Source organism: Micromonospora andamanensis (genome assembly GCF_016863495.1).
Lineage (GTDB): Bacteria > Actinomycetota > Actinomycetes > Mycobacteriales > Micromonosporaceae > Micromonospora > Micromonospora andamanensis.
This window is the reverse complement of the sequence record NZ_BOOZ01000060.1, coordinates 1-26,297: the sequence shown is the minus strand read 5'-3', so window position 1 is coordinate 26,297 and position 26,297 is coordinate 1. Positions and strand designations below refer to the sequence as shown.

Below are 26,297 nucleotides of genomic sequence, written 5' to 3'. Positions count from 1 at the left end.
GGTTGTCCTTCCCCCGCTCGACACTCCCATCGATGGTGATCGTCGTCAGCGACGCGCGCAGCCACCCGACCTTTACACGATCCTCGCTCGTGCCTAACGACGTCGGCCTCGGCGGCCATGGAGGAAGACGATGGTAAGCCTGCCAACCAGCCTGAGGACCGTGTCCCATGCCGCTGTTGAGCGCTATCCCTTCGAGGACGGGTCACTCACCGACACTGACAACGCCCCGGGGCTGTTCGAGCGGTACCCCATCTACCAGTCCTGTTTGCGTTGGCTTAACGATTTCGTGGCGGCTCCACATCCAGACATCAATCGGCCGGGTGACGTGTGCACACGGCTCAGATACGCCTTGGAGCGAAACCTCGTCTGGCTCGTGACGATCCGCACCCACCGGTCGGACACGAACGAGGCCGTGGAGAAGGGGTTGCACCTGCCCGCGCTGTTCCACGAGATCTTCATCGAACCGCAGGGTTTCCGCTCGGGTGCGTTGCTGGCCGTGTTCCCCGATGTGCAGCCAGACGTGGCTGCCGCATTCATCGATGCCGGCCATCAGGCGTTGCGGATGGAGTTCGTGAAGCGAGGTCTCATGCTCGGCGAGTTCCACCCGTCCAGCACGGTCGCCAGCGTCCGCAATCCGCACTTCCAGGTGATGCGCTCACCGGCACCGCTGTATGCCGTAAGGGCCATGACGCCGCACGACCTGATGTTTCTCGACCGGCCGGAGACAGCGCCCTCCGAACGGGCCCAGTACCTGCGGCATTTCTTGAAGCACCTCGGGGAGCAGCTCACTCCGGCTACCCGAGATCGGGTGGCCCGCAGCATCGCCGCGGCCGATGCCATCGCGACGGGGAGGGTCCCATGCTGATCGACCCGGACGGGCATCTCGGCAGCAAGTGGCGGACGATCGTGGCATCTCACGCGGATCGCCCAGCGCTGCGGTACAAAGGCCGGACGACGACATACGCCGAGGTCGACGAGGCTTCGCGGGCGGTGGCAGCGGCGCTGGCGACGCCGATCCACGAGACAGCCGGGGCGACACCTCTTGTCGCTGTCGTGCTGGAGGCGTCGGTCGAGTTCGTCTGCACGGTGCTCGGGGTGGTGCGGTCCGGTGCCGCCTATCTGCCGCTCGACGTCGACATGCCTGATGACTACCTGCTCGACGTGCTGCGGCAGGCCCAGCCGGCTGTGGTAGTCACCACGGCCGACCGTGCCGCGCCGCTGGGCGCGTGCGGCGCGCTGGTCGTAACATACGACGCCCTGGTCTCCACGCCCACCGCTCGACCGGCCGGCGTCACGCCGGCCGGCGGGGATCCGGCGTACGTGATCTACACCTCTGGCTCGACTGGACGGCCGAAGGGTGTCGTGGTCAGTCACCGCGCGCTGCTGAACTCCACCGCGGCGCGGACTGTGGCCTACGGGATCCCGGAGCGGGTGCCGCTGGTGCACTCCGTCGCGTTCGACCTGGCGTCCGGGGTGCTGTGGTGGGCGCTGCTGTCGGGCGGCACGTTGGTGGTCAGCGATGCGCGGCTGCGCGATGTAGGTGCCACGTTGACCCTGGTACACGACGAGCAGATCACGCATCTGGTCTACGCGGCGTCGTTGTATGCCCCGTTCTTGCAGCGGGCCGCCGCAGCGCCGCCGACCGGGCTGGTAGCGGTGATGATCGGCAGTGAACGGTGGAGTGAGGTGCTGATCGACCGGCATGCCGAGTTGCTGCCCTCCACGTCCTTGTACAACGAGTACGGGCCGACCGAGGCGTGCGTGTGGTCGAGCGGCGCGCACGTGTACGACGGGCAGACCGGCCGGCGGGCGCCGTTGACGCTCGGTCGGCCGATCATCAACACCGACTACCTCGTGCTGGACGACGCCGGCAATCCGGTCCGCTCGGGCGGTCGGGGCCAGTTGTGCATCACCGGCTCGAACCTTGCCTTGGGCTACCTGCATCAGCCCGAGTTGACCGCGCAGCGGTTCGTCCAGGTCGACGGGCAGCGGGCCTACCTCACCGGTGATCTGGTCGAGGTGACCGACAGCGGTGAGTGCGTGTTTCTGGGCCGCATCGACCGGCAGGTCAAGGTGGGTGGTAACCGCGTCGAGGCCGGGCACGTCGAAACGGTCTTGATGTCTCATCCCGGGGTTGTCCAAGCGTACGTTCGCGCCGCTGCGGCCGGACGCGGAGTCGTCCTCGTGGCGTACCTGGTCACCGAGCCGGGCGGCGGCGACCGGGAGGGGTGGGACAACGCCGGTCTGGACGCCTACCTGAGTGAGCGGCTGCCCGCCTACATGAAGCCCTCGGCGTATCTGGTAGTGGACGAGTTGCCGCGCACACCGTCCGGGAAGGTCGATGAGTCGCGCCTCCCGGAGCCGGCCGCCTCCACCGGTGACTCGGCAGACGAGGTGGCGAGCCCGTTGGAGTCGTCACTGGCCGTCGAGATCGCCGACATCCTGGGCCGCTCCGCAGTCGACGTGGTGATGCCGTTGACGCAGGTGGGTGCGAACTCCCTGGCGTTCGTCCAGATCGCGGCGATGATCTCCAGCCGGTACAAGGTCGAGGTGCCGATCAGCGCCATGTTCGCCGAGCCCACCGTTCGGGCGATCGCGGCCCACATCCAGGTCGCGGTCCCCGGGAGTCGGCCACCACTGGTCGCCGCGCCGCAATCCCACGCTCCGGTGCCCTTGAGCGCCCAGCAACAGCAGATCTGGGTGTTGCACCAGCTCGCCCCGCGCAGCTTGGCCTACAACGCGCAGTGCTCGCTGCGGCTGACCGGCCCGCTGGACGTGCCGGCGCTGGAGGCCGCCCTGTCCTACATAGTGGCGCGGCACGAGATCCTGCGCACGACGTTCCACGACGGCCCGGACGGGCCGGTCCAGGTTGTCCACGAGCCGTGGCCGGTCCGCGTCGATGTCGTCGACCTGACCCATGTCGGTGAGGCGCTGGGCGCCGGGCCCATGGCAGCCGAGGTGGAGCGGCAGACCCGGCGCCCGTTCAATGTTGGCGCGCTGCCGTTAGTGCGCTGGCACCTGTACCGACTGTCGCCGACGTCGTTCAGCCTGTTGCAGGTCGAGCATCACTTCGTGCACGACGGCTGGTCGGCGGTGCTGTGGCTGCGGGAGATCCGGGACGTCTACCGCACCGCGATCGAGGGCAGGCAGCCCGACCTCGCGCCGCTGCCGCTCCAGTATCGGGACTACGCCCGCTGGTACCAGGAGTGGACCACGACGGAGGACTTCGCGGAGCAGGGCCGGTTCTGGCTGCGCACGCTCGACGGCTGCCCGGCTCAGGGCGTGACGTTCCAACCGGATCGTCCCCGGCCGCAGCGGCGAGCCTTCCGCGGCGGCTGCCTGCGTGCCGAGATACCCACAGCGACCGTCGCCGGCGTAGATGCTCTCTGCGCGCAGAATCGGGTTAGCCGGTTCGGGGTGTTCTTGGCCGCCTTCGCGTCCCTCGTCTGGCGGCACACCGGTGAGGACGACATGGTGATCGGCTCGGCACTGTCCAACCGGCGCCTGCCGAACACGGCGCCGGTGATGGGCATGTTCGTCAACGCGCTGCCGCTGCGGCTGTCCATCGCTGGGGAGCGGACCGTGTCGCAGGTGGTCGCGGACACGATGCAGACGATCTTGCAGGCGCAGGACCACCAGGAGTTCCCGCTGGTCGAGATCGTCCGGCGGCTGAGGCTGCCGCGTGACCCGTCCCGCAATCCGCTGTTCTCGCTGATGTTCGCCTTCCACGACAGCCCTCGGCCCTGGTTCGAGGTCGACGACCTGCGCGGTGAACTCGTCATCGAGCACAACAGGTCGACGAAGAACGATCTCAACGTCGTGTGCGTGCCGCATCCACCCGAGGCCGGGTCCGGCCTGTCGCACGCCGGAGTGCAGCTGCTGTGGGAGTACGACGAGGAGCTTTTCGATCGCGGCACCGCGCAGGCCCTGCTGACGAACTTCAGCCACGTCCTCACCATGATGATCAAGGGCTGGAACGAGCGGCTTGACACGCTGGACCTGCTCGGCCCCGATCAGACCGCCACCGTTCTGCGGGCTGGGACAGGCTCGCAGGTCGCAGTGGAGCATCCCACACTGCACGGCGGCGCCGACGCGAGCATCGCCCGGCAACCCGACGCGACGGCGGTGGTGCAGGGCGACCGGCAGGTCACATACCAGGACCTCGACCAGCTCTCTACGCACCTGGAGCAACAGCTCGCTGAGCACGGGGTGGGCGCAGGGGCGGTCGTGGCGATCGCCGTACCGAGGTCGCCGGAGTTGGTCGCCGCATGCCTGGCCGTCCTGCGCCGAGGCGGGGTGTACCTGTGCCTTGACGATCAACAGCCGCCTGCCCGTGTGGACCTGCTCGTCGCCGACGCCCAACCCGTCGCGCTGCTCTGCACGGCCGCCACGGCCGCCGGTCTACGGCGGCTCGACGTGCCTCTCATCGTGGCTGACCGGCCGGACGTCGAACATATCTCGGCACCAGCCCGGCCGCAGGTCGAACCGCAGTCAGCGGCGTACCTCGTCTACACCTCCGGCTCGACCGGCACCCCGAAAGCGGTCCTGGCCACCCACGGCAACGCCGCCGCCGCGATCCAGGCCCGCACGGCACTCGTCGGCGCTGCGGCGCCGCGCACCCTGGTCACCCTGCCACCGATCTTCGACGTGGCCACCTCGGTAATCTTCTGGACCCTCGCGCTCGGCGGCACGGTGGTGTTCCCGCCGGCCGAGGACGACACTCGCGACCCCGACGCGCTACGGCACCTGGTCGAGCAGCACGCGGTCACCCACCTCAACCTGGTGCCCTCGTTCTACCGACACCTCGGCGGCGGCGGCCCCGACGGGTGGGGACGGTCGCTGCGTCTCGTCGCGGTCGGCGGCGAGCCCTGCCCGCTGGACCTGGTAGTCGGGCACGCCACCCACCTGCCACACGCGGCCCTGCTCAATGAGTACGGACCCACCGAAACCACCGTGTTCAGCTCTGCGGCGCGTCTGTATGACCCGCAGACGCAGTCGACCGTCAGCCGCATCAGCGTCGGGCGCCCGGTCGCGAACGCGAGCATGTTCGTGCTCGACCCGCAGCGGAGGCTCGCACCCATCGGCGCCGCTGGCGAGCTACACATCGGCGGCGCTGGAGTGGCCGCCGGTTACCACCAGCGCCCTGGCCTGACGCTGGACCGGTTCGTGATCGCCCAGGGCGGGCCGCTCGCCGGGACGCGGCTGTACCGCACCGGGGACCGGGCTCGGCTGAACCAGCGCGGCGAGTTCGAGATCCTCGGCCGCCTGGACGAGCAGGTCAAGCTCCGCGGGTATCGCATCGAACTCGGGGAGGTACGCCACTGCCTCACCCGACACCCTCAGGTCGATGACGCGTTCGTCCTCCTCCAACAGCCCGGCGACGGGCCCGGTCGGCTGCTGGCCTACGTCGCCTCCGACCAGCCGGCCGACCACCTAGTGACACAGCTGCGCGGCTGGGTCACCGACCGGCTGCCGAGCTACATGGTGCCCGCCTCCTACACCGTGCTGCCCGAGCTTCCCAGGACCTCGACCGGCAAGATCGACCGGAACCGGCTCCCCACACCCCGCGAGCACGCCGAATCCGCGCCACCTGGGCGGACAGGCACCGAACGGGAAGCACGGCTTATCACCCTCGTCCGCGACGTGCTCGGCACCTCAGCGAGCCCCGTCGACGACTTCTTCGCCCTCGGCGGCGACTCACTTCAGGCCATCCGTCTGGCCAACCGGGCCCGCGCGCACGGCATGCGGCTGACCGCGGCACAGGTGCTGCAGGCCCGCACCGTCGAAGCCATGGCAGCGCTGCTGGTCGACACGGCGGCGGTCGCGACGGCGGTACGCCGACCGCCGGGAACGGGGATCGGCCTCACCCCGATCCAAGGCTGGTTCTTCGCCCAGCGGTTCGCCAACCCGCACCACTTCAACCAGACCAGGCTGTACCAGATCGCTCCGGGCACACCACAGCCGGCGCTGCTGGAGGCTCTGGTCTGGACCCTCGCACGACACGACGCCTTCCGGACCCGGTTCCGCCGCGACGGCCACACCTGGACGGCGTTCCTGCACGACGATCCCGTACGCATCGAACAACGGGTGCTGTCCGGTCCCGCCGAGCAACTCCTTCCGCAGGTACTCAACGAGCTGCAACGGTCCCTCAACATCGAGGACGGTCCGCTGTTCCGGATCGCGGTGTTCAGCAGGCCGGGCAGCCCGCAGCGATGGTTGTACCTGATCGCACACCACTTGATCATCGACGCGGTGTCGTGGGACATCCTCGGCGAGGACATCGAATCGGCGTGCCGACGGCTGGCCCTGGGCGAACCGCTGCCCGACCAGCCCGCACCGGGTCTCCCCGAGCTGTCCCCGCCGGCCGCGCCCAGCGACACGGAAGTCGGCTACTGGCAGGACCTGCTCGACCAACCCAAGCCCACCTTTGGGACCGATCGGCTCACCGACCCCGCACCGGTCCGGCATCTGCGGCACGCCGGCCGGAAGCTGACCCCGCACGCGACACGTCACCTCCTGCACGACGTGCCGCGCCTGTACTCCTCGACCACCGAGTCGATCCTGCTCGCCGCGCTCGCCCAGGCACTCGCGCCACTATCAGATCGGCCAGGTCTGTACACCTTCGTCGAAGGACACGGCCGCGACGGCGATCACCCAGCCGACGGGATCGTCGGCTGGCTCACCAACCTGTACCCGGTCCTGCTGTCGCCGCCGCAGGGCGACGGTCTGCTCGACTGGGCCGCCGCGTTCGGCCAACAACTAGCCCAGGTACCCGCTGGCGGGGCCACCTTCGGGCGGGCCCGCTACCTCGAACCCGACAGCTCCTTGGGCACGCTGCTCAGCAAGCTCGACCTACCGAAAGTCACCGTTAACTACCTCGGTCAGACAACGACCGTCAACGGGCGCGGCGTCCTGCGTTCCTCCCCGCTCGATACGAGCCAGGCCATCAGTCCGAGCAACGTCCTGCCCACACCGCTGCACGTCACCTTCACAATCGCTCGAGGAACGCTTCAGGCACGGTTCAGCTACGAGGGCGTGTGGGCCGACGCCATCGAATCCGTCGCTGACCGCTTCGTCGCCTCCCTCGAACACACCGCCCGAGCGGTACCGTTGACCGACCTGTGGCACGAGGCCACCGCCCACCCTCACTGGCTGGTACACCCGGTCGGCGGCTCCGTCGACTGGTACGCCCCGCTTGCCCGCGCGCTGGCACCGCAGCAGAGCTGCTACGGCCTGCCATACGACCGCGACGACAACGCCCCGGACATCCCCACGCTGGCGGCGGCATACCTCGACCGGATCCACTCGGTGCAACCGGACGGCCCGTACCGGCTGACCGGATGGTCGTTCGGGGCCGTGGTCGCCTACGAGATCGCCCGCCAGCTGGAGCAGCATGGCCAGAGCGTACGGCTGACGCTGTTGGACCCCGTCGTGCCATTCGACCGCGGCCGCGACGCCGCCGCGCTGGTGGCGCAGGTGAGCGGACTCGCCCCTCACCTCGACCACGCGACGCTGGTGACCGCTGCCGACACGACCAGGAATCTGCCGCCGCTGGCGCGGGCCCAGGTGCTGGCCGAACAGCTCGGCCTGACCGGTCCGGAGCCGGAGCACGCGCTCGCTCAACAGCGGCTGGACATCATCGTGCGCAACCACGCCGCGCTGACCGCCTGGCAGCCGGAGGGATCAGTGCAGAACCTCCTGTTGATCCTGTCCGCGGAGACCGCTGCCCGCCAGATGGAGGCCCTCGCCGGCTGGCAAGACCTGGCCAGGACGTGCGTCGGCGTCGAAGTCGTGCCCGGTGACCACCAGACGATGCTCACCGGCCCCGGGCTCAAGGAGATCGAGGAGCACCTGCGCGCTCCGTTGCAAGATCCGCACGGCGAGGGGCGGTAGGCGTGTGCGGTATCGCGGGAGTCCTTCGGTTCGCCTCAGGTGGCAGCAGCGTGCCCGGCGTAGACGAGATTCGGGCGGTCACCGCCGGGCTGGCCCACCGCGGCCCGGACGGCGGAGATGTCTGGCACCGTTTCGAGATTACGCTCGGACACCGGCGGCTGAGCATCCTCGACCTCACCGGACACGGCACGCAGCCGATGACCCGCGACCACCTGACGCTCGTCTACAACGGGGAGCTGTACAACTTCGCCGACCTGCGTAGCCACCTCCAACGCCAGCACTGCTTCCAGTCCGGCACCGACACCGAAGTTGTCCTGCGCGCGTGGCAGCAGTGGGGACCTGCCGCCCTCGACCGGTTCGACGGCATGTTCGCCTTCGCCCTCTGGGACGACCGCGCCCGGCAACTGCACCTCGTGCGGGACCGGCTCGGCGTCAAGCCGCTGTACTACCACCGCGGCAACGGATTCCTCATCTTCGCCTCCGAGGTCGAAGCCCTCCTGTGCTGTCCCCAGGTACCACGCCGACCGAACCTGGGCGCCTTCTACTCACAACTGCTGTGCTCGTCCACGCTCCAGGTGGACCGGCAGCTCACCCTCGTCGACCAGGTACACGCCCTACCGCCCGCCACCCACCTCACCCTCGACCACGAGGGATCCGAAACCACCCACACGTACTGGCAGCTCCCCAGCCAGACGGCCGGACAACGTCCGGCCGAGGCCCTGCCTGAACTGGGCGCCCTGTTCCAGCGCAGTGTGACCAGCATGCTCGTGGCGGACGTCCCGGTCGCCGCCTTCCTCAGCGGCGGCCTGGACTCCAGCGCGATCACTGCCAAAGCCGCCGCCACCGGCCCGCTCACCGCCATCACCCTCACCCACACCACGGCAGGGTGCCGGCGGACCGGCGACACCGCCGACGTCGACCTGCGTTTTAGCAAGCTACTCGCCGCGCACACCGGCCAGGTCACCCACCGCATCGCCGCCTGCCCGAGCACGGTCACGCTCGACGACGTCGATACGGTCTGCGACCTCGCGGCGATCGGCGACGATGTCCGGCACGTCAGCATCGCGCACAACTACCGGATGGTCCGAAACCTCGGACTCAAGGTCGTGCTCAACGGACAGGGTGCCGACGAAACTATGGGCGGCTACGTAAGCCTGCCCACCTTCGTCGACCACATCCTCGACGTACGCCAGCCGTCCGCCGCCACTATCAACTCTCTGCCCGGTTCCCGGCAGACCGCCGGACTCACCTCCGAAGTCCTCGCCCACCGCGAACGGATGCACGAGCGCGTCCTCGACTTCCACGCCGGACTACCCGGCACCCCGCTGGAACGGGCGCATCGGCTGCTCGTGCACACCCAGCTCAACCGGGTCGTGCAGTTCGAGGACCACCTGAGCATGCGCTTCGGGGTGGAAAGCCGGGTGCCGTTTCTCGACCACCACCTCGTCGAGTGGTGTTTCACGCTCCCCTTCGACCACCACGTCGACCTCCAAGCCCGACAAGGCAAGGCAATCCTGCGCGCCGCGCTCACCGGAACGCTCCCGGCCGCGCTGCTGGCACGGCCGAAGCAAGTCTTCCCCCACCCAGAACCCGCCACCCTGCATCGGAGTCTCGCCGCACTCGTCCGCCTCCACGCCGCCGAGCTATACGCCGACCCGCTCGTCAACCACCTCTTCACCCTGCCGCCCGCCAACAGACTGTCCGCCCTCCCGACCAAGACGCTCTGGCTGCTACTCACCACCTGGAGATGGCACCACAAACTCCAACGCCCCCACCCCGACCCCGCCAGCCAGCAGCCGACAACGAGCGAAGCTACCGACCCCGACCTCACCTCCCACGGCACATCAGCCCGCCGCGTACCCGCACCCAGGGGCGCCGACGAAAGGACCCAACGGTGACGACGCAGACCCTGCCCGACCAGATCACCGTCCAACGGATCGCCGGCCACATCGGCGCCGAGATCCACGGCATCGACCTCTCCCAGCCGCTGACCGACAACATCATCTCGACCATCCGCGCCGCGCTGCTCGCCCACAAGGTGATCTTCTTCCGCGACCAGCAACTGACCCACGCCGAGCACATCGCCTTCGCCCGCCGGTTCGGCGAACTCACCCGCCGCCCCGGGACCAAACACGGTGTCCACCCCAAGGGCTTCCCGCAGATCCTTACCATCGACCCCGACGCCGAGGACGCGCGGTACGGACGCGACTTCGAGGAGCGGTACCGCCAGAAGTGGACCTCCTATACCGCGGGCTGGCACACCGACCTCACCCCGGCCGTAAACCCACCGGCCGCCTCGATTCTGCGCGCCGAAACGGTCCCGCCCTTCGGGGGCGACACCCAGTGGACCAACCTCGTCGCCGCGTACAACGGCCTCTCCGTTCCGCTGCGCAACCTCGTCGACGGACTTCGGGCCGAGCACACCTTCTTCGCCGGCTGCCAGATGCACCCCGCCGACTCCGAGGACATCGCGATCCGCAAGATGAACCGCGACGACCCACAGATCTCGCTCCACCCCGTGGTCCGGGTCCACCCCGAGACCGGCGAGCGGGCGCTATTCGTCCACCCGGCCTCCGTCAGCCGGATCCCCGACCTCAGCCCTGCCGAGAGCGCCAAGCTACTCGACCTGCTCTTCGCCCAGATCATCCGCCCCGAGTACACCGTGCGATTCACCTGGCGACCGGGCAGCATCGCCATGTGGGACAACCGCGCGACCGCCCACCTCGCCGCCACCGACCTGTCCCACCTCAACGTACGCCGCACGATGCACCGGGTGACCATCCTCGGCGACCGCCCCACCGGTCCCGACGGATTCACCTCCGAGATCATCGCCGGCGAACCGCTCACCGCGTTCGAGGATTGAGCACAGCAGCGCAGGCCCCAAACACGATCGGCTGAGGGACCGCCGTCAGCAAGCGTAGACAGGGCCGCCCAAGTGCCGTTCCGGGGGCCCGTGTTGTCGTCCGACTCACGGACAGGCCCAAGCCCTGGCGAGATCCGCCCTGGTACGGCGGACCGCTGCCGCAACACTCACGGGAATCAGCTGATCAACGGCGCTCGGCTGATAACCTGCCGCAACCGCCAACGCTAATAGCTCGCGGAGCAAGGAGATCGCGTGAAAATCCTCGACGAAACTTCCCGGACGCTTAACGAATACCTGCTCGTCCCCAACCTCACCACCGAGGATTGCACACCCGGGAACGTCGACCTCAGCGCACCGCTGGTACGGCACCGCCTCGGCGAACAGTCGCCAATCCGGATCGCCGTCCCCCTGGTCAGCGCCATCATGGGAGCGGTCTCCTCGCCCCGCATGACGATCTCCCTCGCGCAGTGCGGAGGGTTCGGCTTCATCCATCACAACCAACCAATCACCGCCCAGGCGGAGATGGTCAGCAACGTCAAGCAACACAAGGCCGGATTCCGGCACAGCGACATCAACATCAAGCCAACCGCCACGCTCGGCGAGGTCGCCGGACTCCTACAGGCGGCCGAACGCGACATCGCCGCAGTCACCGACGACGGCACCCCTCACGGCACGTTCCTCGGACTAATCTCCACCCGCGACTTCCACCCCAAGCGCCACGATCTGAACGACTCGGTCGAATCGCGCATGCAGCCCGCGAAGTCCCTCGTCGTCGCCGATCCCTCGATCTCACTCTCCCATGCGAACGCGATGATCTGGGACCACCGCCTCGACGTACTTCCCGTGGTCGCCGACACCGGAAGGCTGGAATCCATCGTCCTGCGTCGCGACTACGAACTCCACAAGACCTTCCGAAACGAGACGATCGACAGCGACAAGCGATTCCGGGTCGGAGCAGGCGTCAACACCCACGACTACCAAGAACGCATCCCCGCCCTCATCCGGGCCGGAGCCGACGTTCTGTGCATCGATTCCTCCGACGGATACTCCGTCTGGCAACGCAACACGCTCCAATACGTCAAGGGTGAATTCGGAGACCAAACCCCTATCGGAGCCGGCAACGTCGTCGACGGACGCGCCTTTCGCTACCTCGCCGACGCAGGAGCCGACTTCATCAAGGTCGGGATCGGCGGCGGATCCATCTGCATCACCAGAGACCAGAAAGGAATTGGCCGCGGCCAGGCATCAGCACTGATAGACGTCGTGGCTGAGCGTGACGCCTACGCCAAGGAAACCGGTATCTACATCCCGATCTGTTGCGATGGCGGCCTGCTGAGCGACTACCACATGGCGATCGCGTTCGCGCTGGGCACAGACTTCATCATGCTTGGCCGCTACTTCGCTCGCTTCACCGAAAGCCCCACCAAGCTGGTCCGCGTTAACGGCCAACTCTTCAAGGAATATTGGGGCGAAGGCTCTCAACGTGCCCGCAACTGGTCCCGCTACGACCAGGGCGGCGAGCAGCACCTCGTCTTCGAGGAAGGCGTCGACGGCTACGTACCATACGCCGGCAGCCTGTACGACACCGTGACGATGACCATCGCCAAGCTCAAAGCGACAATGATCAGCTGCGGCTCGACCACGCTACGCGCCTTCCACGAGAACGCAGTCCTGGTGCCCGTATCACATCAGAGTTACCTGCAGAACACCGCCGAAATCCAACTTCGCGACCGACCGAGCGACCCGGGGCAGTAAACGCGAGCCACGGAATCTTCGGTACGCTACGCCCTTCCGCCGATGCACAAAGGACCGCGCAGTTGCCGAAGCGTCGGCCGAGGTTGAAGTGGAAAAATTGGGCAGCCAGGAGGGGCCGATGACCACGAAGCCAACGCTAACCGTCATCTATCGCACCGACGATTTTGGGCCGGACTACCTCACGGAAGCCACTAGTCACTTCTTTGCCGCGTCGACGGAAGCGGCAACGCGAGCCGGGTTCCGCCTCCGCGCCATTCCCATCAACGAGCTGTCGCCAAGCTGCGTGGGCCAGCCGCAGCTCTGGCACCACCGGGAGGATCTGCTCCGAACAAGGCAGCTTTTCCAAGTCGACGACTTTAGTTGGGACCCCCAGGCTGCCCATCACCTCAAAGCGGTCTGCCGCACAGTGCAGGAAAGCGACTCAGTCCTCCTGAACCGCTCGTTCACCGACGCGGATTACCTGTCAACGGATAAGCTCGCTATCACCCAGCGGGCCTCACGACTCGGGCTGCCGACCCCACCCACTATAGCGATACCGTTTGGACGCTACGCCCGAACCGCCATCCCTTTGGTCGAGCAGCAAATCGGTCCGGGACCGTATATCGTCAAGCCCCGAGAGATGGGCATGGGATTCGGCGTCATGAAAGTCGATGACGTCGAGCAGCTGGCTGCCACCTTGGACGTGACAGCTCAGGCCGGAATGGGATATGTCGTACAACCTTTCATTCCCAACTCGGGCGACTTGAGGGTCTACGTAATCAATCGTCAGGTCGCAGCGTCGCAACATCGTTCAGCTTTGCCGGGGCGCTACTTGGCGAACATCAGCCAAGGTGGCACCAGTGGGATCGGGGCGGCAGATATGAACATCCAATCGGCAACACTGCGCGTCGCCGACAGCCTCGACGCGGCCTGCCTGCAAGTTGATTGGCTTCTGGCCGAGGGCGGTCCCATAGTCAACGAATGGAGCAGTGGATTTGGTGGATACTCGGCCTTACCCGACCCCGAGCGCGCCCGCCTGAGCAATGCATTCTTCGACTGGGCAAGAACTCTCCTTTAGCAGAGAGTTCTTGCAAGGAGCGCGATGCGCTCAGTGCTCTCCGACGTGCGCGGCCTTTCGGCCCCTGGCCCACTTGTAGGAGTGAGCACTATTGAGGACGACCTGGACGTGACTCGACGCCGCGTCATCGCCTCCTACGGTGTCAACCCGAACAGGCCGATCGGCTGCTGGAGTTCATGCGGGACGGGTGACCGAGTGGCCCCGCCGCAGCCGACCTCCCAGCAGCTCGGGCCCGCTGGGATGCCCACGTCGCCCGTACGGCGTTGACCCCGCCCGCCCGCATGACCCCTTCCACCTGGGCGTCGGGCACCCCACCACCTGCGGTTGCGGCAGACCCCGGTCCCGCTGCTCCTCTCGGCGACCGCCCTTAACCGGTACTCGAGCCCTACCGGGGTCTGGGCGAGGACTGGCCGGCGCAAGTCTGCGCCGAATAGAGCGTTGCCGGAGATGCGGATAACGGGAGTCCCGACGTCTATGCCGATCTCGTCGAACGCCTCGTGCGAGTCGATGATGAGCTGGTCGAGTTCCGTGCTGGTGGCCGCCGAGGCTACCGAGGCGGGCAGCCCTGCCTCGCTGAGGCTCCGTAATTCCGGTGGGATCGTTGCGGCGATTCTGGTTGTGAAGCCGGGTGCCGATCGCGGTGTACAGGGGTCCGAGGATCCTCGGGCCGCTGTCTTCGGTTGCGGCGCCGCAGACCCGTACTGGGCCCCATACCCTGGTCATCAGATCCAGGTAGTCCTCGCTGAGTCCCTTGCCGTCGCGCGGTGCGTTCGGCGGCAGGTTCGGTTTCCGGTCCGGCGTAGCGGGCCGGGGCCTCACGAGGTACGGCGTGTTCCGTTATCGGCGGCCTTGGCGCCGGCGGGTCAAGGCTTCCTGGTCGTCGCGGACCCACTGCTGGACGTCGGCCCACGACAGGCGCAGCGAGCCCTTGCTGGTGACGATCTGCTCCCAGAGCCGGCTGTGCGGGCGGTGCCGCTTGTCGCCGGGACTGGTGGCGAGCTGGCCGACCCAGCTCTCCTGGGCGGCGACGGTCCAGTCGCCCAGCACGCATCGCACGAGGGCTTGGTACAGCACGGCGGGGGAGTTACCGCCGTAGCCGAACGTGTATCGAGGCTCGTCACCAGGGTTCGGGACCGGTTGTGGGGACAGCAGCGCCCCGTCTGGGCCGGGAGTGAGGGCGAACAGGCCGGTGGCGGAGTAGGTCTCGTCGGCGGCGATGACGGTCTGCTCCGTCCATCCGGCGGGTGGCATGCCGGTGGGCCACTCGATCAGCAGCTCGTCGGCGAGGTGCGGGAACCCGGCGGTGAGGTGCGCGACGAGGCGTCCCTCGGGATCGCGGTAGATGCCGACCAGCCGCTCGCAGGCGTGGTCGAGCAGTTGGTGGTGCGCGATGGCTGCGTCGCTGGCGTCTTCGGTCAGCAGGCGGACCAGCCGGCGTGTGGGTTTCTCCGGGTTGCCGTGTGCGTCGGCGGGGGTCAGGCGGGTGAGGTGGAGGCGGTACTCGTCGCAGATCGGTCCGTGGGCGTCGGCCCAGCTGTAGGCGACGGGGAACGTGTAGACCCGTGTGGGGTAGTCGCGGGCGAGCCGGCCGCGCAGCAGCAGGATCGCTTGGCGCAGCGCCCCGGCGTACGGGTCGTCCTTCTCGGGCAGGTAGGGCCGGTCGGCCTCGACCATGACGAGCTGGTCAAGCTCGGTGGCGGCGGCGTTGGGGTCGAAGTCGCGGCCGGCGCCGACGGCGGCCCGTTGCTCAGCCACGGCGGGCCAGGTGGGCGGTTGGGGCGCGGCGGCGAGGTACCAGCCCTCGCCGGTCGTGGGGTGTGTCAGCGTGGCGGTGACGTGGCGGTGCACGGCGCGTGTCTCCCGTGCGAGCGCGGCGAAGGCCTGCGGGTGGTTGGTGTGCATGGAGTTGCCGAGCGCGGCGGTCAGCCGGGCGATGGCGGCCGGCCAGTCGGTGATGGTGTCCGCGATGGACAGCGGATGTGGCTGGTCGCGCAGTCGCACGGTGCGGACGATCTCGGGGGTGGTGGTGCCGGCCCACCACAACGGCAGGGGGCGGTTGAGCACCCGGGCGGCCTCGGACGCGGCCACCGAGCCCGCGTACTCCGGCGTGTCCGGTCGGCGCTGCCGACCCAGCACCGGTGGCTCCGGCATGGCGGCCGTGGCGGCGACTGGCGCGCGGGTGGGCAGCAGCCGACGCAGGAACCTGGGCAGTGGAGTCGGTGCGGGATCCTGCGCCGGTGGTGGCGGTGGTGTGGTCTGCTCCGGCATTCGCCACAGCTCCAAGTAGGGGTGCGGCCCGTCCGCACCCGGGTCCAGCAGGTGGGGCTGCACGACGACGGCGCCGGGGCGGCGGTCCGGATCGAGCTGCGCGATGACGGCCGCGGCGATGGTGTCGCGGTTGACATCGTGACCGGCGTAGGGAACGGCGTAGATGACCGGCTGACCGGCGCCGTCGAAAATGGTGACGGCTGCGGAGCGCCCGCGTGGCAGAGTAATGTCGCCGGCCCAGAGAATCTCGGCACGTTCGGTCGCGTCGGCCCAGCCGAACGGCCACACGGCGTCGTCGGGCACCGTCCGGCCGGTGGCGCGCAACCACCGGTCGATGGTGGCGGTGGTCCACACGTCGGCACCGTCGGGGTCGACGCCGTCGGGCGTCGGCAGTCGTTGCTCGTTCTGGAGCACCCGCAGTCGCTGGGCACTCATCCGTGCCCGACGCGCGAACTGAGCGAGGGTGTGAGTGCGGGAACGTATCACTGTCACTTCCGAACCTCTCTGTTGCGCAGATAGTAACAGTCCATACGAATGCACTAACACTGCCTCGCGGGTGTGTTGTCCAGTGATACTGCCGGCATCACCTGGGGGTTCTCAGCAAAGGTGGATCCGGGGTGGCCAGCCGACCAGCAGGATCAGATTCGGTGAGAAGCCCCAGGCCGTCGTCTTCTTCCCGGATCTGATCTTTTTCGGCCTGGGGGTGGAGTCGGGTTGAGCCTTGGGCCAGGGTTCGGTAGATCGTCCGGTCTGGCTCCTTGATGTTGCGCCAGAACGAGGCGGGCATGCCCAAAGGCCTGGCCGTAGCATCCAGGCTGGCTGAAATCAACGGCAATGCTGGTCAACCGACTCTCTCGGCACGAGCAGCACGGGGTTGGGCGTGGGCCCGATAGGTGGTGTAGGACCGCATCGGCGCGGCCGGTACCTCGGCGGCCGGCGGGCGGGCCGGGACCCGACCTGCCGGGTCAGCCGCCGTGGTGGTGGGGCCGGTCACGCCGGAGTGGCCGCGGCCAGGGTGTCGGCGCCAGGTCCCGGTGGTCGACCACCGGAAATGGTCACCGCGGCGGGCAGATCGCCGGGTCGCCGTCGAGCAGCCCGGCCAAGGGTGCCGTGTCGCAGACGATCCAGCCCTCAGCCGGCAGCTTCACCCGAACGCCGGTCGCCGACCCGGGCGCGGCCCGGCCGAGCCCGTCGACCAGCGCGGCGTGCACACCATGGGCCGCGAGGGGGTCGGCCAAGCCGACGCGCACCGGGCCAGGGGCGGCGTCGCGGGTGGCCACCAGCAGCCCTCCGGTCGCTCCCCGTGCAGAACCACCACGGGTCCAGGGTGATGCCGGCGGCATCGCGGATGGAGACGCGTCCGAACGGGTGCCTTACGTGTAGCGGCACGGTGCCTGATGTCAGCCATACCGGACAATTCAAGGCCGGGTCGAAGACCGCTGGGCACTGGACGATGCCGACGTGCTTCTGGAAATGGCGACCCCGCATCTACGTGGCGTCGAAGGAGAACGGCTCGGGGTCTATGCAGACCACGGAGGGTTCTCACCGGGGTTCGTGAATGTGGCGGGCACGAACGCCGTGTCCACCGTCTTGCGGAGTCGGGTGACCTGCGTGTCCATGACATCGTGCCCGCCGACCTGAAGCAGCAGGCAGGGGGCATATTCTTGTGGGCCGCCGGGGATTCGAACCCCGAACCTACTGATTAAAAGTCAGCAGCTCTGCCGATTGAGCTAGCGGCCCGCCGAGGTACAAGGCTACCCGAGTTCCTGGCGAGGGGGCGCGCGGCTTTCAGCAGTCGGTCTCCGGCAGCCCATCCTTGTCAAAGTTGGGCGTCTGCTGCTGCAGGCTTCTCGTGTTCGCCGCAGTTCGGACCATGGTGGCGGGGGTCTAGCGGGATCGGTAGCTCTCATCAGCCGACCGGTGGGCGGCGGTGGGCCTCTCCGCGACCTGGCCGGGCTGGACGGCGAGGCCTGGTGTCACCCGGTCGCCCTTCTGCTGACATGGCGAGCCGGATGCGGTCGGCCGCGTGGTGACGTCGGCCGCATCCGGCTGCGGGTCGCGTCCAGACCGATGGCTGGTGTATCGGAGGATCCCAGTGCCTGCGCCGTGCGGGGGCGTACGGCGCAGGCCGTGAGGTTCCGTCGGCGGATTGTGTCGGTCAGGCGGCCCGTGGGCGTCGGCGGCGGGGCACCAACGCAGCGGCGGCTTCCGCTTTGTCCCGCTCGACCTGGAGTTCGACGATGACGGAGGTGTAGGTGTTCGCGGTGATGGTGTGGGTGGAGTGCCCGAGTAGTTCTTTGACGTCGGTGAGGTCGGCGCCGGATGCTTTCAGGTACGTCGCGGCGCAGTGCCGCAGGTCGTGCAGCCGGACGGGAGGCAGTCCGGCGTCGCGGACGAGACTGTCGAAGCGCTTGCTGACGGTGTCCGGGTGCCACTTCTCGCCGTTGGGCTGGACGAAGAACCACCCGGTGTCCGGCCACTTGCTGCCGCAGGCCAACTGCCACCGGGCGCGGCGGGCGAGGTAGGCCCGCCACGCGGCGGCGGTGACGCTGTCTAGGGCGAAGGTGCGGTTGCCGGACTCGGATTTGACCTTCTTGTCGACCGCGTCGTATCCGACGGTGGTGCGCTGCAGGTCAACCGTCACCAGGGCATCGTCCAGGTCGACGGTGGTGTCACGCAGTCCGAGTGCCTCGCCGCGGCGCATCCCGCGGTGCATGATGCCCACGAACACCGGGTAGAGGGCGATGTCGTGGTCTTGGGCGTAGTCGAGGAACTGGCCGGCTTGCTCGGGGGTCCACACCATGACCGGGCTGGGTTTCTCCCCGGTCTCGCGCCACCGCGCGACGGCTTTGTCGGTCCACACGCGGGGTTTGGGTTGCTTCGCCGAGGGCAGCTCGACGTGCTTGGCCGGGTTGAAGTCGATCAGCCGGTTGTTGGACCGTGCCATGGCGTCGTTGAGTGCCTTGCGCAGGGTGGCGCGGATGCGTTGCATGGTCGCGGGGCCGGTGGTCCGGGTTCCCCGGACGGTGGCGCGGATCTGCGGGTCCTCGCTTTGCCGGGCGAGTTCGATGGCGGTGTTGCGGTCGGTGATCGTGGTGAACATCGCCGAGATGTGCTCGACTCGCAGCTTCACCAGCGGGATGGCGCCGAGGTGCGGGATGAGGTGTATACGGATGTGGCAGCCGTAGACGCGTTTGGTGCTCGGCTCGACGTTGCGTCGGGACTCGAGCCACTGCCGTAGGTATTCGCCGACGGTCATGTCGACGCTGGCCGGAAGGCCGGCGTTGACCCGCTTGGCGAGGGTGTCGCGGTCGGGCATCGGGGTGCCGGCCTTGACCTGCTGGAGCAAGTCGGCGATCTCGGTCGCGAGGGCGGTGTCGTCGCCGGCGAGCGCCAGCAGCGCGATGGCTTGGCCACGGTCCTTGGCGGCGTCGTCACGGCTGACGAAGGTGTGGCGGCGCAGCGGTGACCGGCGGGAACCGTCGGCCCTTCTCGGTAGTTCGAGTTGGTATCCCCACTTGCCGTGGTGGGAGTTCCATGCCCCGCCGGTGCGGCGGAGCTGGGGGCATCTCTTGCCGAGTTTCTTACCGTCGGGGTCGCGGCAGGTGCAGATTTTGTGGATGGATCCTTCGGCCATGGTGCTGTGGCTCCTCGGGGTTGTGGGGCAGCCGGTGGCTGCGGATTTCATACGGGGTGATCGACGCGTGCCTTCGGCGACCAGATCAAGTCGCCGGTGGTGGCGGGTCTGGCGGTTGCTCGTCGGCGGCGGGCAGGTGCAGGGCGTTCAGGATCGCCGCGACCGGTACGCGGTAGCGGCTGCCGAAGCGCAGCACGGCGACCGGGAACTGGTCGCGTTTAGCGAGCTCGTAGGCGGCGGCGCGGGACAGGCCGAAGATTTGCGCCGCGGTGGCGATGTCGGTGATCACGCCGAGTGCGCGGATCCGCTCGACGGTCCAAGCGGTGTCGTCGGGTTGCCCGTTTTCTGGGCTGGAGTGGTCGGCGAAGTGGTGCTCGGGCATGGTCATAGCAAGGCAGTCCTTCCGAGGACGTGAGGTGAGAGGAACCCGCCGGCCACGCGGGAGAGAGGCCGACGGCATGGCACGGCGCGCTGCCGCGCGGCGCAGGCCCGCGCAGGGTCAGGGCCTGACCGCGGGCGGTCGGGTGCCGCCGGATTGGTTGACCTCGTCGAGCCAGGACAGCAGTCGCGGCAGTTGGTGGCGGGGCGCGTAGACGAGGCAGGTGCCATCGGCCGAGTGGCAGCCGATCGCGGCGGCGTGCCGCAACCGCCGCAGCGAGTTGACTCGCCCCATATGGACGGTCAAACCGCGGGCGCGGGCCTCGGCGGCCAGGTCGGCGGCGGCCGGACCCAGCTTCCATCCGGTGGTGCCGCCCCGAAACAACCCGTCGGTCAGCTCCCACGGCACCACAAGACGTTCGAGACCGTCCTGCGCGACGAGCGCGGCACGGAACCCGGCCGCACGGATAGGGGCAGCATCGGCACCGAATGGGCCAGCGTGGCGGCGGCGTCGCCCACCACGTCGGGGGCGGTGGCGAACGCGCACCGCGCCGCTTGCGCGCCGTGGCGGGCCAGCCACGCCAGATACTTGTCGCCGGGGTAGCGGCCCGGGTTGAAGCAGCCGTTGTCAGCGCACCAGTCCACGCCCTCGTGCACCCTGTTGCCTGCCGCCGGGGTGGCGATCATGCCGAGCCGGCCGGCGCGCATGGCGTCACGGACGATCGGACCGGAGGCGGTGGCGTAGTAGCGCATGGGCGGCCAGCACGGCGGCGACAGGGATGAGGGTGGCCCAGGCCTTGACCCACAGCTGTCCGGGCACCGCCGACCAGACCGGGAAGCCGGCCAAGGTGAGGAACACGATCGTGTCCAGCGGGGCGCCGACGGCGTTGGAGGCCAGTACCGCCCGCAGGAGTCCACGACCGCGCAGCGGCTGGTACACCAGCAGGTCGGCCAGTTCCGACACCGCGAACGCGGCTGCGGAGGCGAGGGCGAGCGTGGGTGCGGCCAGGACGGCGCTGAGTACCGCCCCAGCGGCGATACAGGCCAGCACGGCGCGGCGGCGGGGACCTCATGGACCCAGTCCCGGGCCAGCAGGGTGTACCCGGCGGCGACGGTGCCGGCGGTGGCGGTCATGCCGAAGCCGACCGGAACGAGCCCGTAGGTGGAGGTGAGCCCGTTCGCGGCGACGACGCCACCGGCGAAGGCCAGCATCGCCGCCACCACCGCACCGCGGTGGCGATGGCGGCCCGGCCAGGTCGGCCGGCGGTGGCGGGCGCAGTGGGTCGGCACCCGCCGGGGTATGGCGGATGAAATGCGGTTGTGGGTTCCGGCCAGGTGGTGGCTGGCCGGCGTGGTGGGTTGAGTCAGTGGTGGGGGTGGGGCAGGTCATGAGGGTGTCTCGTCTCCTGAAAAGGACGGACCCGCCGCAGGTGCGGCGGGTCCGTGTAGGGGTGGGGATGGCGGCTCAGGAGGTTGTGCTCGCTGATCGCCCGTTCATCGCCGCGCCCGTCTCCGGCCGCCCCCGGCCGCGGCGTGGATGCACGCTGAGGTTGGGTGCGGCAGTGGTCGGGTGGGCGGGGCAGGCGTACGCGCGGGGGGCGTTGTCGGCGGCCCGCGCCACGTGGTTGGGCGTAATCTGGCCCTTCGTCGGGCCGGGCTGCCACGTCAAGATGTCAAAGCGGGCCGCGCTGGGCCGACATCGATTGTTCGATGACGTCCTGGTGGATCTCGGTAGTGGGCTGTCGAGTCGCGCGGCAGGCTTGTGTCGGCCTCATTGGTCGGGGTCGTACCAGCGGCCGGTTGCCACGTCGTATGTCCACAGTCGTCTGATGGCCGTGGTGTCGACGGTGATGAGGCGCAGCCGCGCCAGGTCGGCCAGCAGCCTCGGGCGCGCGGCCGGCCACGCTGAGGTGACCCGACTGTGGGTGACCTCGACGGCCACTTGAAGGATCGCCTTGACGCGGAACTGCGGGCGGCGGCTCGTGCCGTCCGACGCGACTGGTTCGATCTTTGCGATCTCGATCGCGTTGCTTGCGGGGCCGAGGACGGCGCGCCCGGTCCGGGCGCGCAGCCGAGCGTCGTGCAGGCGGCGCATGTCGTCGAAGATCAGCCGCCGCGCCCCTCGGTGGGCGTAATCCCTGTTGGGGGAGCAGAGAACCAGGGAGACGGGCACGTCAGCGCCGACGATGAAGCGGCGGGGCAGCTTCTCGATGTGGAACTTGGTGAGGATCTTGTCGGCGTCGCCGGGCCGAACCCAGTTAAGGCGGACGAGTTGGTGCAGCTCACGGCGGATACCGTCGCGCAATGCGTCATGCGTGGCAACCAGTTCGCGCAGCTGCCGGTTGAGGTGGTTGATCTGTTCGTGCGCCTCGGTCAGGCTGGCGGGAAGCCCCGCCGTCGAGGCGGGGCTTCCCGCAGCAGGCATGGAAACAGCCATGATTCACTCCAGGATGAGAAGGGATTGATGTCGTGTCGCGGGTGCCCGCCGGCATGCGGTCGGGGTTTACGTGGCTGGCTCCCACCGCAGCCGCGCGGTGTGCGCGTTACCGCGGTCGTGCCGGGGCCGGCTGGGCCGGGACCAGCCGGGTGCGGGTGGCCGGGCAGCGACGATGCGCCACCCGGCCGCGCGGAGACTGGCTCCGGACTCTCCCTGCTGGGTGTAGGTCACCAGTCGGCGGTAGCCGAGGGCCTTCGCGGCCTGCCACGCCGCCGCGTACAGCAGGGAGCAGGCATTGCGATGCCCGTCGGTGGCCACGCGGGTGACCTCCAGGGTCAGGCCGTCGTCGAGCATCCGCGCGACGGGACGGCCGACGACGGCGACGCCGACCAGGACGTTGTCCTGGTCGGCGGCTCCGATGCTGAACTTGTGGCCGCGTGGCGGCCGGTGATGCCGGTGCCAGTCCTGCACGAACGCGCATGCTTGTGCGAAGGTGACGGGCACGGTCCGTAGGCTCACCCGCCCTCCTCGCCCGACGTGTCGTCGGGCAGATACGGACGTAGCCGGGTCAGTGTCTCGTCGTGGAACCCGGCGTGGACATCGACACCGAGGTAGCGCCGGCCGAGCTGGACAGCGGCGAGCCCGGTCGTTCCGGCCCCGGAGAACGGGTCGAGGACCCGTCCGCCGGGTGGGCAGCCGGCCGTGATCGCCCGCAGCGGCAGGTCGACCGGGAACGGCGCCACGTGCGACCCCCGGTAGGGGCGGGTCGCGATGCGCCACACATCCCCGGGGTTTCGTCCCTTGGGGTGGGCGGCGGTGTGGGCGTGGCCGAGCGGGACGAGGTTGCCCCTGCCGGCTCGTGACTCGGCACCGACCTGCGCGGCGCTGTACTTGCCGAGGCCATAGGCGGTGGCGCCGCGGCGGCGGGCGGTGGCGTCGATCCCGCCCGTGCGGCCCTTGCGTGACCCGCCGATGATCCGGGTGCCGTCGGCGGCCTCTGGGCGGGCCAGCGTTATCCGGATCGGGTCGAGGTCGAAGTAGTAGGAATGGGACCTGGTGAGTAGGAACAACAACTCGTAGGTAGTGGACAGGCGGTCGCGCACGGACTCGGGCATCGGGTTCGTCTTCGACCAGATGACCGCGTTGCGTAGCCACCATCCGCGCGCCTGGAGCGCGAACGCCACCCTCCAGGGCACGCCGATCAGGTTCTTCGCCGGCAACGGCGAGCCGTTGCAGACCGCGGGTAGCTGGCGCGTGCCGGTGATGCCGCCGCCGGTGTCGTACGCGCGGCGGGTGCCGCCGGTGTAGCTGTCGCCGAGGTTGAGCCACAGCGTTCCGGTCGGGTCGAGCACTCGCATGGCCTCGTCGAACACGGCCGCGAGCCGGTCGACGTACTCGTCCACCGTGGGTTCGAGCCCGTACTGCGGGTCAACCCATGTTGAGCCGCACCAGCCGCACGAGGCGCCGTCAACCCGCCGTGGCGCCGGCAGGAGGTGGGGGCAGGCAGGGTCGCCGCCGTGCCACGTGCCGGTGCCGTAGTCGCGTAGTGACCAAAACGGCGGGCTGGTGACGATGCAGTCGACGCTGGCGTCAGCCATCGCGGCGAGCACCTTGCGGGCGTCGCCGAGATACAGCTCGACCGGGCCGACCCGCCGGTACCGGTATGCGTCGAGTGAGGTGGGATCGGTCATGCCGGCACCGCCCACCGGTGTGGGCACAGCAGCAGCTGCAACGCGACGGCTGCCTGTTGGGGAACGACGCCGTTGCCGAGAACCCGCAGCGCGGCGGTGCGCGGCAACGCGAGCGTCGGGTCGGTCACGTGGCCGGCGTCGAGGCCCATCAGCCATTCCACGAACGGCGGCGCCAGGACCGGTTTGCCGTGTCGCCCTGGTTGGGTCGGCTCCGGTGCCGGCTGGCCGAGCAGTAGCTCCCACCGGGCTACCGCTGCGGCGTATATCCCCCACCGGTCGGCGTCGGGCTGGCCCAGCCCGGCCACGGTGGTGCGTAGATCCGCGCCGCCGTCGCCGTGGCGGCCGGGTCCCCGCGCGTCGGAGGCGCGTGGGGTGGGCAGTGTCCGGGCCGGTACCCGCACGGCCGCCGACGGCAGCGTAAGGTCGCCGTGCGACCCGCGTTGCCCGGGGCAGCCTTTGGTTCCGTCGGTTGCCCTCGGGGTGGGTAGCAGCACCTGCGACAGCGGTGGTCGCCATCCGGTGCCGGCCCGCCGGCCTGGGGTGCCGGTGTCGCTGGCTCTCGGTGTCGGCAGCAGCCGGGCCGCGTCGGTCAGCGTCCGGCCCGCGTGCCCGGTGGGCGTGGTGCGTGCGGCGGTGACGTTCGCCGAGGATCGGCTGTCGGCCACCGTCGGCGTCGGCAGCAACCGGGCGGTGATGCCGGCCAGGCTCGGCCGGCGGGCCGCCCCGGCCGACGAGGACATGTTGGACCCGTAGGCCACCGCGGTCGGTGTCGGCAGCAGGCCGTGGCGGGTGCCGGTTGGCTCGACTAGGTCCGGCAGCCCGTACTGGTGGCCGGGGCCCTTGCCGTCACGGGCGCACGGTGTCGGCAACGTCCGCATCCCCTGCCAGTCGTTCGGTGGGTGTGGCCAGCAGGAACAGCCGGTCTCTGCGGTGGGCGGCGCCGACGTCGGATGCGCGTAGGCATAGCCAGCTCGTGTCGTACCCGATCGCGGCCAGGTCGGCGTGGACGACGTCGAGCCCTCGCCGCAGGAGGGCGGCGACGTTCTCCACGAAGAGCAGCCGCGGTCGAAGGATGCGAACGGCTGTGGCGACGTGGTTCCAGACGCTGGAGTGCTCGCCGGTGATGCCGACGCGTTTTCCGGCGTTGCTGATGTCCTGGCAGGGGAATCCTGCGGTGACGATGTCGACGGGCGCGACCTGCGTCCAGTCGACGGTGCGGATGTCGCCGAGGTTGGGCACGCCCGGCCAGTGGTGGGCGAGGACTGTGTCGGCGTGTCGGTCGGTGTCGGCATACCAGGCGAGCTGGCCGCCGAGCACCAGCTCGACGGCCATGTCGAGGCCTCCGTAGCCGGTGCAGACCGATCCGATGCTGGGGGCGGTGGTGTGGGCAATGCTCACGCCACCTCCCCGCGTCCGGGGTCGGCTGTCGCTGGCTCGTCGTGAGGGCAGGTCCACGGCCCGCAGCCCGGCGTATCCGCGAGCTGAGGGCGTGGGCGCAGCTGCACCTCGTCGAGCGGCACCCTCTGGCGGTGCAGGAAGAACTGGCCGCGCAGCGGGTGCCCGTCCGCGTTGGCCCGCGCGGAGCCGTTGCGGATGGAGCGGTCGAAGGCGACCGCGTCCGCCCACTCCTGCGGGCTGTGCTCGCGCAGGGCGAGCCAGAAGCCGTCGTCGTGGAACGGGCACCCCACACACGACGAGCGCGGGGTGTCGGCAAGACCGTGCTGGGCCAGGAAGCGCAGGCAGTCGGTGCGCCGCCAGCCCAGGTCGAGCAGCGGGAAGACGTTGCGCATGTAGCCCACGTCGGCGTCGCGGGCCCGGCCGATCTCGTCGAGGCTGATCCCGATTGCCATCTGCGCCACCAGGCCGGCAGGAACCCGGGCGGGGTGCGGGTAGCCGAGGCGGCGCCGCACCTCAGCCTTAATGGGTTTGATCTTGTACTCCCCCGTGCATTGGCGCCGGGCCATTCCTCTCTCGCCGTGGGGGCCGAGGGTGAACAGGGGCGTCGCGGCGAACCGGTGGGTGGGGTCGAGGGCGTCGCGGCGAATGTCGCCCGCCGCGACCCGCACCACTGGGATGCCCGCCTCGGCAGCGAGCTGCTCTAGCCGGCGCAGGTGGGCGTAGACGGGAGCGGGTTCCCAGCCGGTGTCGGCGAAGATCGCCGCGTCGAAGTTAGGGGCCTGTCCGCGGGCGGCGAGCAGCAGCAGGGTGGAGCTCTGCACTCCGGCGCCGAGGCTCAGGTAGCGGTGGGTGGATGCGCTCACGCGATCACCCCGTCCTCGCCGGGAGCCAGGATTTCTGAACCCAAGGGGTCCACCGCC

The 26,297-nt window shown here is 69.2% G+C and carries 21 protein-coding genes, 1 tRNA gene and 1 pseudogene; 7 read left to right on the top strand and 16 right to left on the bottom strand.

All coding sequences use genetic code 11. The features are described from left to right. The first annotated feature begins 160 nt into the window (after positions 1-160). From Van01_RS29710 to Van01_RS29690, 6 genes are all read left to right on the top strand, one after another. Positions 161-865, top strand: a complete 705-nt coding sequence (locus Van01_RS29710; protein ID WP_204014617.1) for a DUF6875 domain-containing protein — start codon at positions 161-163, stop codon at positions 863-865. Then, positions 859-7,893 carry a non-ribosomal peptide synthetase gene (locus tag Van01_RS29705; RefSeq protein WP_204014615.1) on the top strand — a complete coding sequence of 2,345 codons (7,035 nt, stop codon included), beginning with the start codon at positions 859-861 and terminating at the stop codon, positions 7,891-7,893. The genes Van01_RS29710 and Van01_RS29705 overlap by 7 nt, the downstream gene beginning before the upstream one ends. 2 nt (positions 7,894-7,895) lie before the next feature. Continuing rightward, the gene (asnB, locus tag Van01_RS33345) at positions 7,896-9,791 is read left to right on the top strand and encodes an asparagine synthase (glutamine-hydrolyzing) (RefSeq protein ID WP_275410416.1); all 1,896 of its coding nucleotides are present in this window, start codon (positions 7,896-7,898) and stop codon (positions 9,789-9,791) included. Beyond that, positions 9,788-10,756 carry a TauD/TfdA dioxygenase family protein gene (locus Van01_RS29700; protein ID WP_239099383.1) on the top strand — a complete coding sequence of 323 codons (969 nt, stop codon included), beginning with the start codon at positions 9,788-9,790 and terminating at the stop codon, positions 10,754-10,756. Before asnB ends, Van01_RS29700 begins: the two co-directional genes overlap by 4 nt. 252 nt (positions 10,757-11,008) lie before the next feature. Beyond that, complete coding sequence (locus tag Van01_RS29695; protein ID WP_204014611.1) at positions 11,009-12,511, top strand: IMP dehydrogenase; 1,503 nt, start codon at positions 11,009-11,011, stop codon at positions 12,509-12,511. A 118-nt stretch (positions 12,512-12,629) separates the two neighbouring features. Next, positions 12,630-13,568, top strand: coding sequence for an ATP-grasp domain-containing protein (locus tag Van01_RS29690; protein ID WP_204014609.1), 939 nt, complete (start codon positions 12,630-12,632; stop codon positions 13,566-13,568). A gap of 134 nt (positions 13,569-13,702) precedes the next feature. Here the strand turns inward: Van01_RS29690 and Van01_RS33880 are convergent, their stop codons facing one another. The 10 genes and pseudogenes from Van01_RS33880 to Van01_RS29650 all read right to left on the bottom strand — a co-directional run bounded on the left by Van01_RS33880 (position 13,703) and on the right by Van01_RS29650 (position 20,902). Then, positions 13,703-14,167: a mycothiol-dependent nitroreductase Rv2466c family protein gene (locus Van01_RS33880; protein ID WP_373306305.1), complete on the bottom strand. Its 465-nt coding sequence runs from the start codon at positions 14,165-14,167 to the stop codon at positions 13,703-13,705. Continuing rightward, a pseudogene (locus Van01_RS33875) lies at positions 14,166-14,387 on the bottom strand (mycothiol-dependent nitroreductase Rv2466c family protein); the annotation flags it as partial. The pseudogene Van01_RS33875 and the gene Van01_RS33880, both read right to left, overlap by 2 nt. Positions 14,388-14,405: 18 nt before the next feature. Then, positions 14,406-16,328, bottom strand: a complete 1,923-nt coding sequence (locus tag Van01_RS29685) for a hypothetical protein (RefSeq protein WP_204014606.1) — start codon at positions 16,326-16,328, stop codon at positions 14,406-14,408. 563 nt (positions 16,329-16,891) lie between these two features. Beyond that, positions 16,892-17,116, bottom strand: a complete 225-nt coding sequence (locus Van01_RS29680) for a hypothetical protein (protein ID WP_204014603.1) — start codon at positions 17,114-17,116, stop codon at positions 16,892-16,894. A 387-nt stretch (positions 17,117-17,503) separates the two neighbouring features. After that, a tRNA-Lys gene (locus Van01_RS29675) sits at positions 17,504-17,576 on the bottom strand. 418 nt (positions 17,577-17,994) lie between these two features. Beyond that, positions 17,995-19,473 carry a site-specific integrase gene (locus Van01_RS29670; protein WP_204014600.1) on the bottom strand — a complete coding sequence of 493 codons (1,479 nt, stop codon included), beginning with the start codon at positions 19,471-19,473 and terminating at the stop codon, positions 17,995-17,997. Positions 19,474-19,558: 85 nt separating this feature from the next. Next, positions 19,559-19,861, bottom strand: a complete 303-nt coding sequence (locus Van01_RS29665) for a helix-turn-helix domain-containing protein (RefSeq protein WP_373306304.1) — start codon at positions 19,859-19,861, stop codon at positions 19,559-19,561. A 111-nt stretch (positions 19,862-19,972) separates the two neighbouring features. Continuing rightward, the gene (locus Van01_RS29660; RefSeq protein WP_204014597.1) at positions 19,973-20,260 is read right to left on the bottom strand and encodes a hypothetical protein; all 288 of its coding nucleotides are present in this window, start codon (positions 20,258-20,260) and stop codon (positions 19,973-19,975) included. Further along, positions 20,245-20,604 (bottom strand): hypothetical protein, encoded by a 360-nt coding sequence (locus Van01_RS29655; protein WP_204014594.1) that lies wholly within the window; start codon positions 20,602-20,604, stop codon positions 20,245-20,247. Before Van01_RS29655 ends, Van01_RS29660 begins: the two co-directional genes overlap by 16 nt. After that, positions 20,564-20,902, bottom strand: a complete 339-nt coding sequence (locus Van01_RS29650) for a VUT family protein (protein ID WP_204014592.1) — start codon at positions 20,900-20,902, stop codon at positions 20,564-20,566. The genes Van01_RS29655 and Van01_RS29650 overlap by 41 nt, the downstream gene beginning before the upstream one ends. Before the next feature lie 111 nt (positions 20,903-21,013). Between Van01_RS29650 and Van01_RS29645 the strand changes: the two genes are divergently transcribed. Continuing rightward, positions 21,014-21,214, top strand: a complete 201-nt coding sequence (locus Van01_RS29645) for a hypothetical protein (RefSeq protein ID WP_204014590.1) — start codon at positions 21,014-21,016, stop codon at positions 21,212-21,214. A 408-nt stretch (positions 21,215-21,622) separates the two neighbouring features. Here Van01_RS29645 and Van01_RS29640 read toward each other — a convergent pair whose 3' ends face one another. The 6 genes from Van01_RS29640 to Van01_RS29615 form a co-directional block, all read right to left on the bottom strand. Next, a complete protein-coding gene (locus Van01_RS29640) occupies positions 21,623-22,288 on the bottom strand; it encodes a hypothetical protein (RefSeq protein WP_204014588.1) in 666 nt (221 codons plus the stop codon). Positions 22,289-22,354: 66 nt separating this feature from the next. After that, positions 22,355-22,807 carry an XF1762 family protein gene (locus Van01_RS29635; protein WP_204014586.1) on the bottom strand — a complete coding sequence of 151 codons (453 nt, stop codon included), beginning with the start codon at positions 22,805-22,807 and terminating at the stop codon, positions 22,355-22,357. Further along, positions 22,804-23,979, bottom strand: coding sequence for a DNA-methyltransferase (locus tag Van01_RS29630; protein ID WP_204014584.1), 1,176 nt, complete (start codon positions 23,977-23,979; stop codon positions 22,804-22,806). Before Van01_RS29630 ends, Van01_RS29635 begins: the two co-directional genes overlap by 4 nt. Then, positions 23,976-24,857, bottom strand: coding sequence for a hypothetical protein (locus tag Van01_RS29625; RefSeq protein ID WP_239099382.1), 882 nt, complete (start codon positions 24,855-24,857; stop codon positions 23,976-23,978). The genes Van01_RS29630 and Van01_RS29625 overlap by 4 nt, the downstream gene beginning before the upstream one ends. Further along, complete coding sequence (locus Van01_RS29620) at positions 24,826-25,377, bottom strand: DNA cytosine methyltransferase (protein WP_204014580.1); 552 nt, start codon at positions 25,375-25,377, stop codon at positions 24,826-24,828. The genes Van01_RS29625 and Van01_RS29620 overlap by 32 nt, the downstream gene beginning before the upstream one ends. Continuing rightward, positions 25,374-26,240: an adenine nucleotide alpha hydrolase family protein gene (locus Van01_RS29615; protein ID WP_204014578.1), complete on the bottom strand. Its 867-nt coding sequence runs from the start codon at positions 26,238-26,240 to the stop codon at positions 25,374-25,376. The genes Van01_RS29620 and Van01_RS29615 overlap by 4 nt, the downstream gene beginning before the upstream one ends. Positions 26,241-26,297 lie beyond the last annotated feature (57 nt).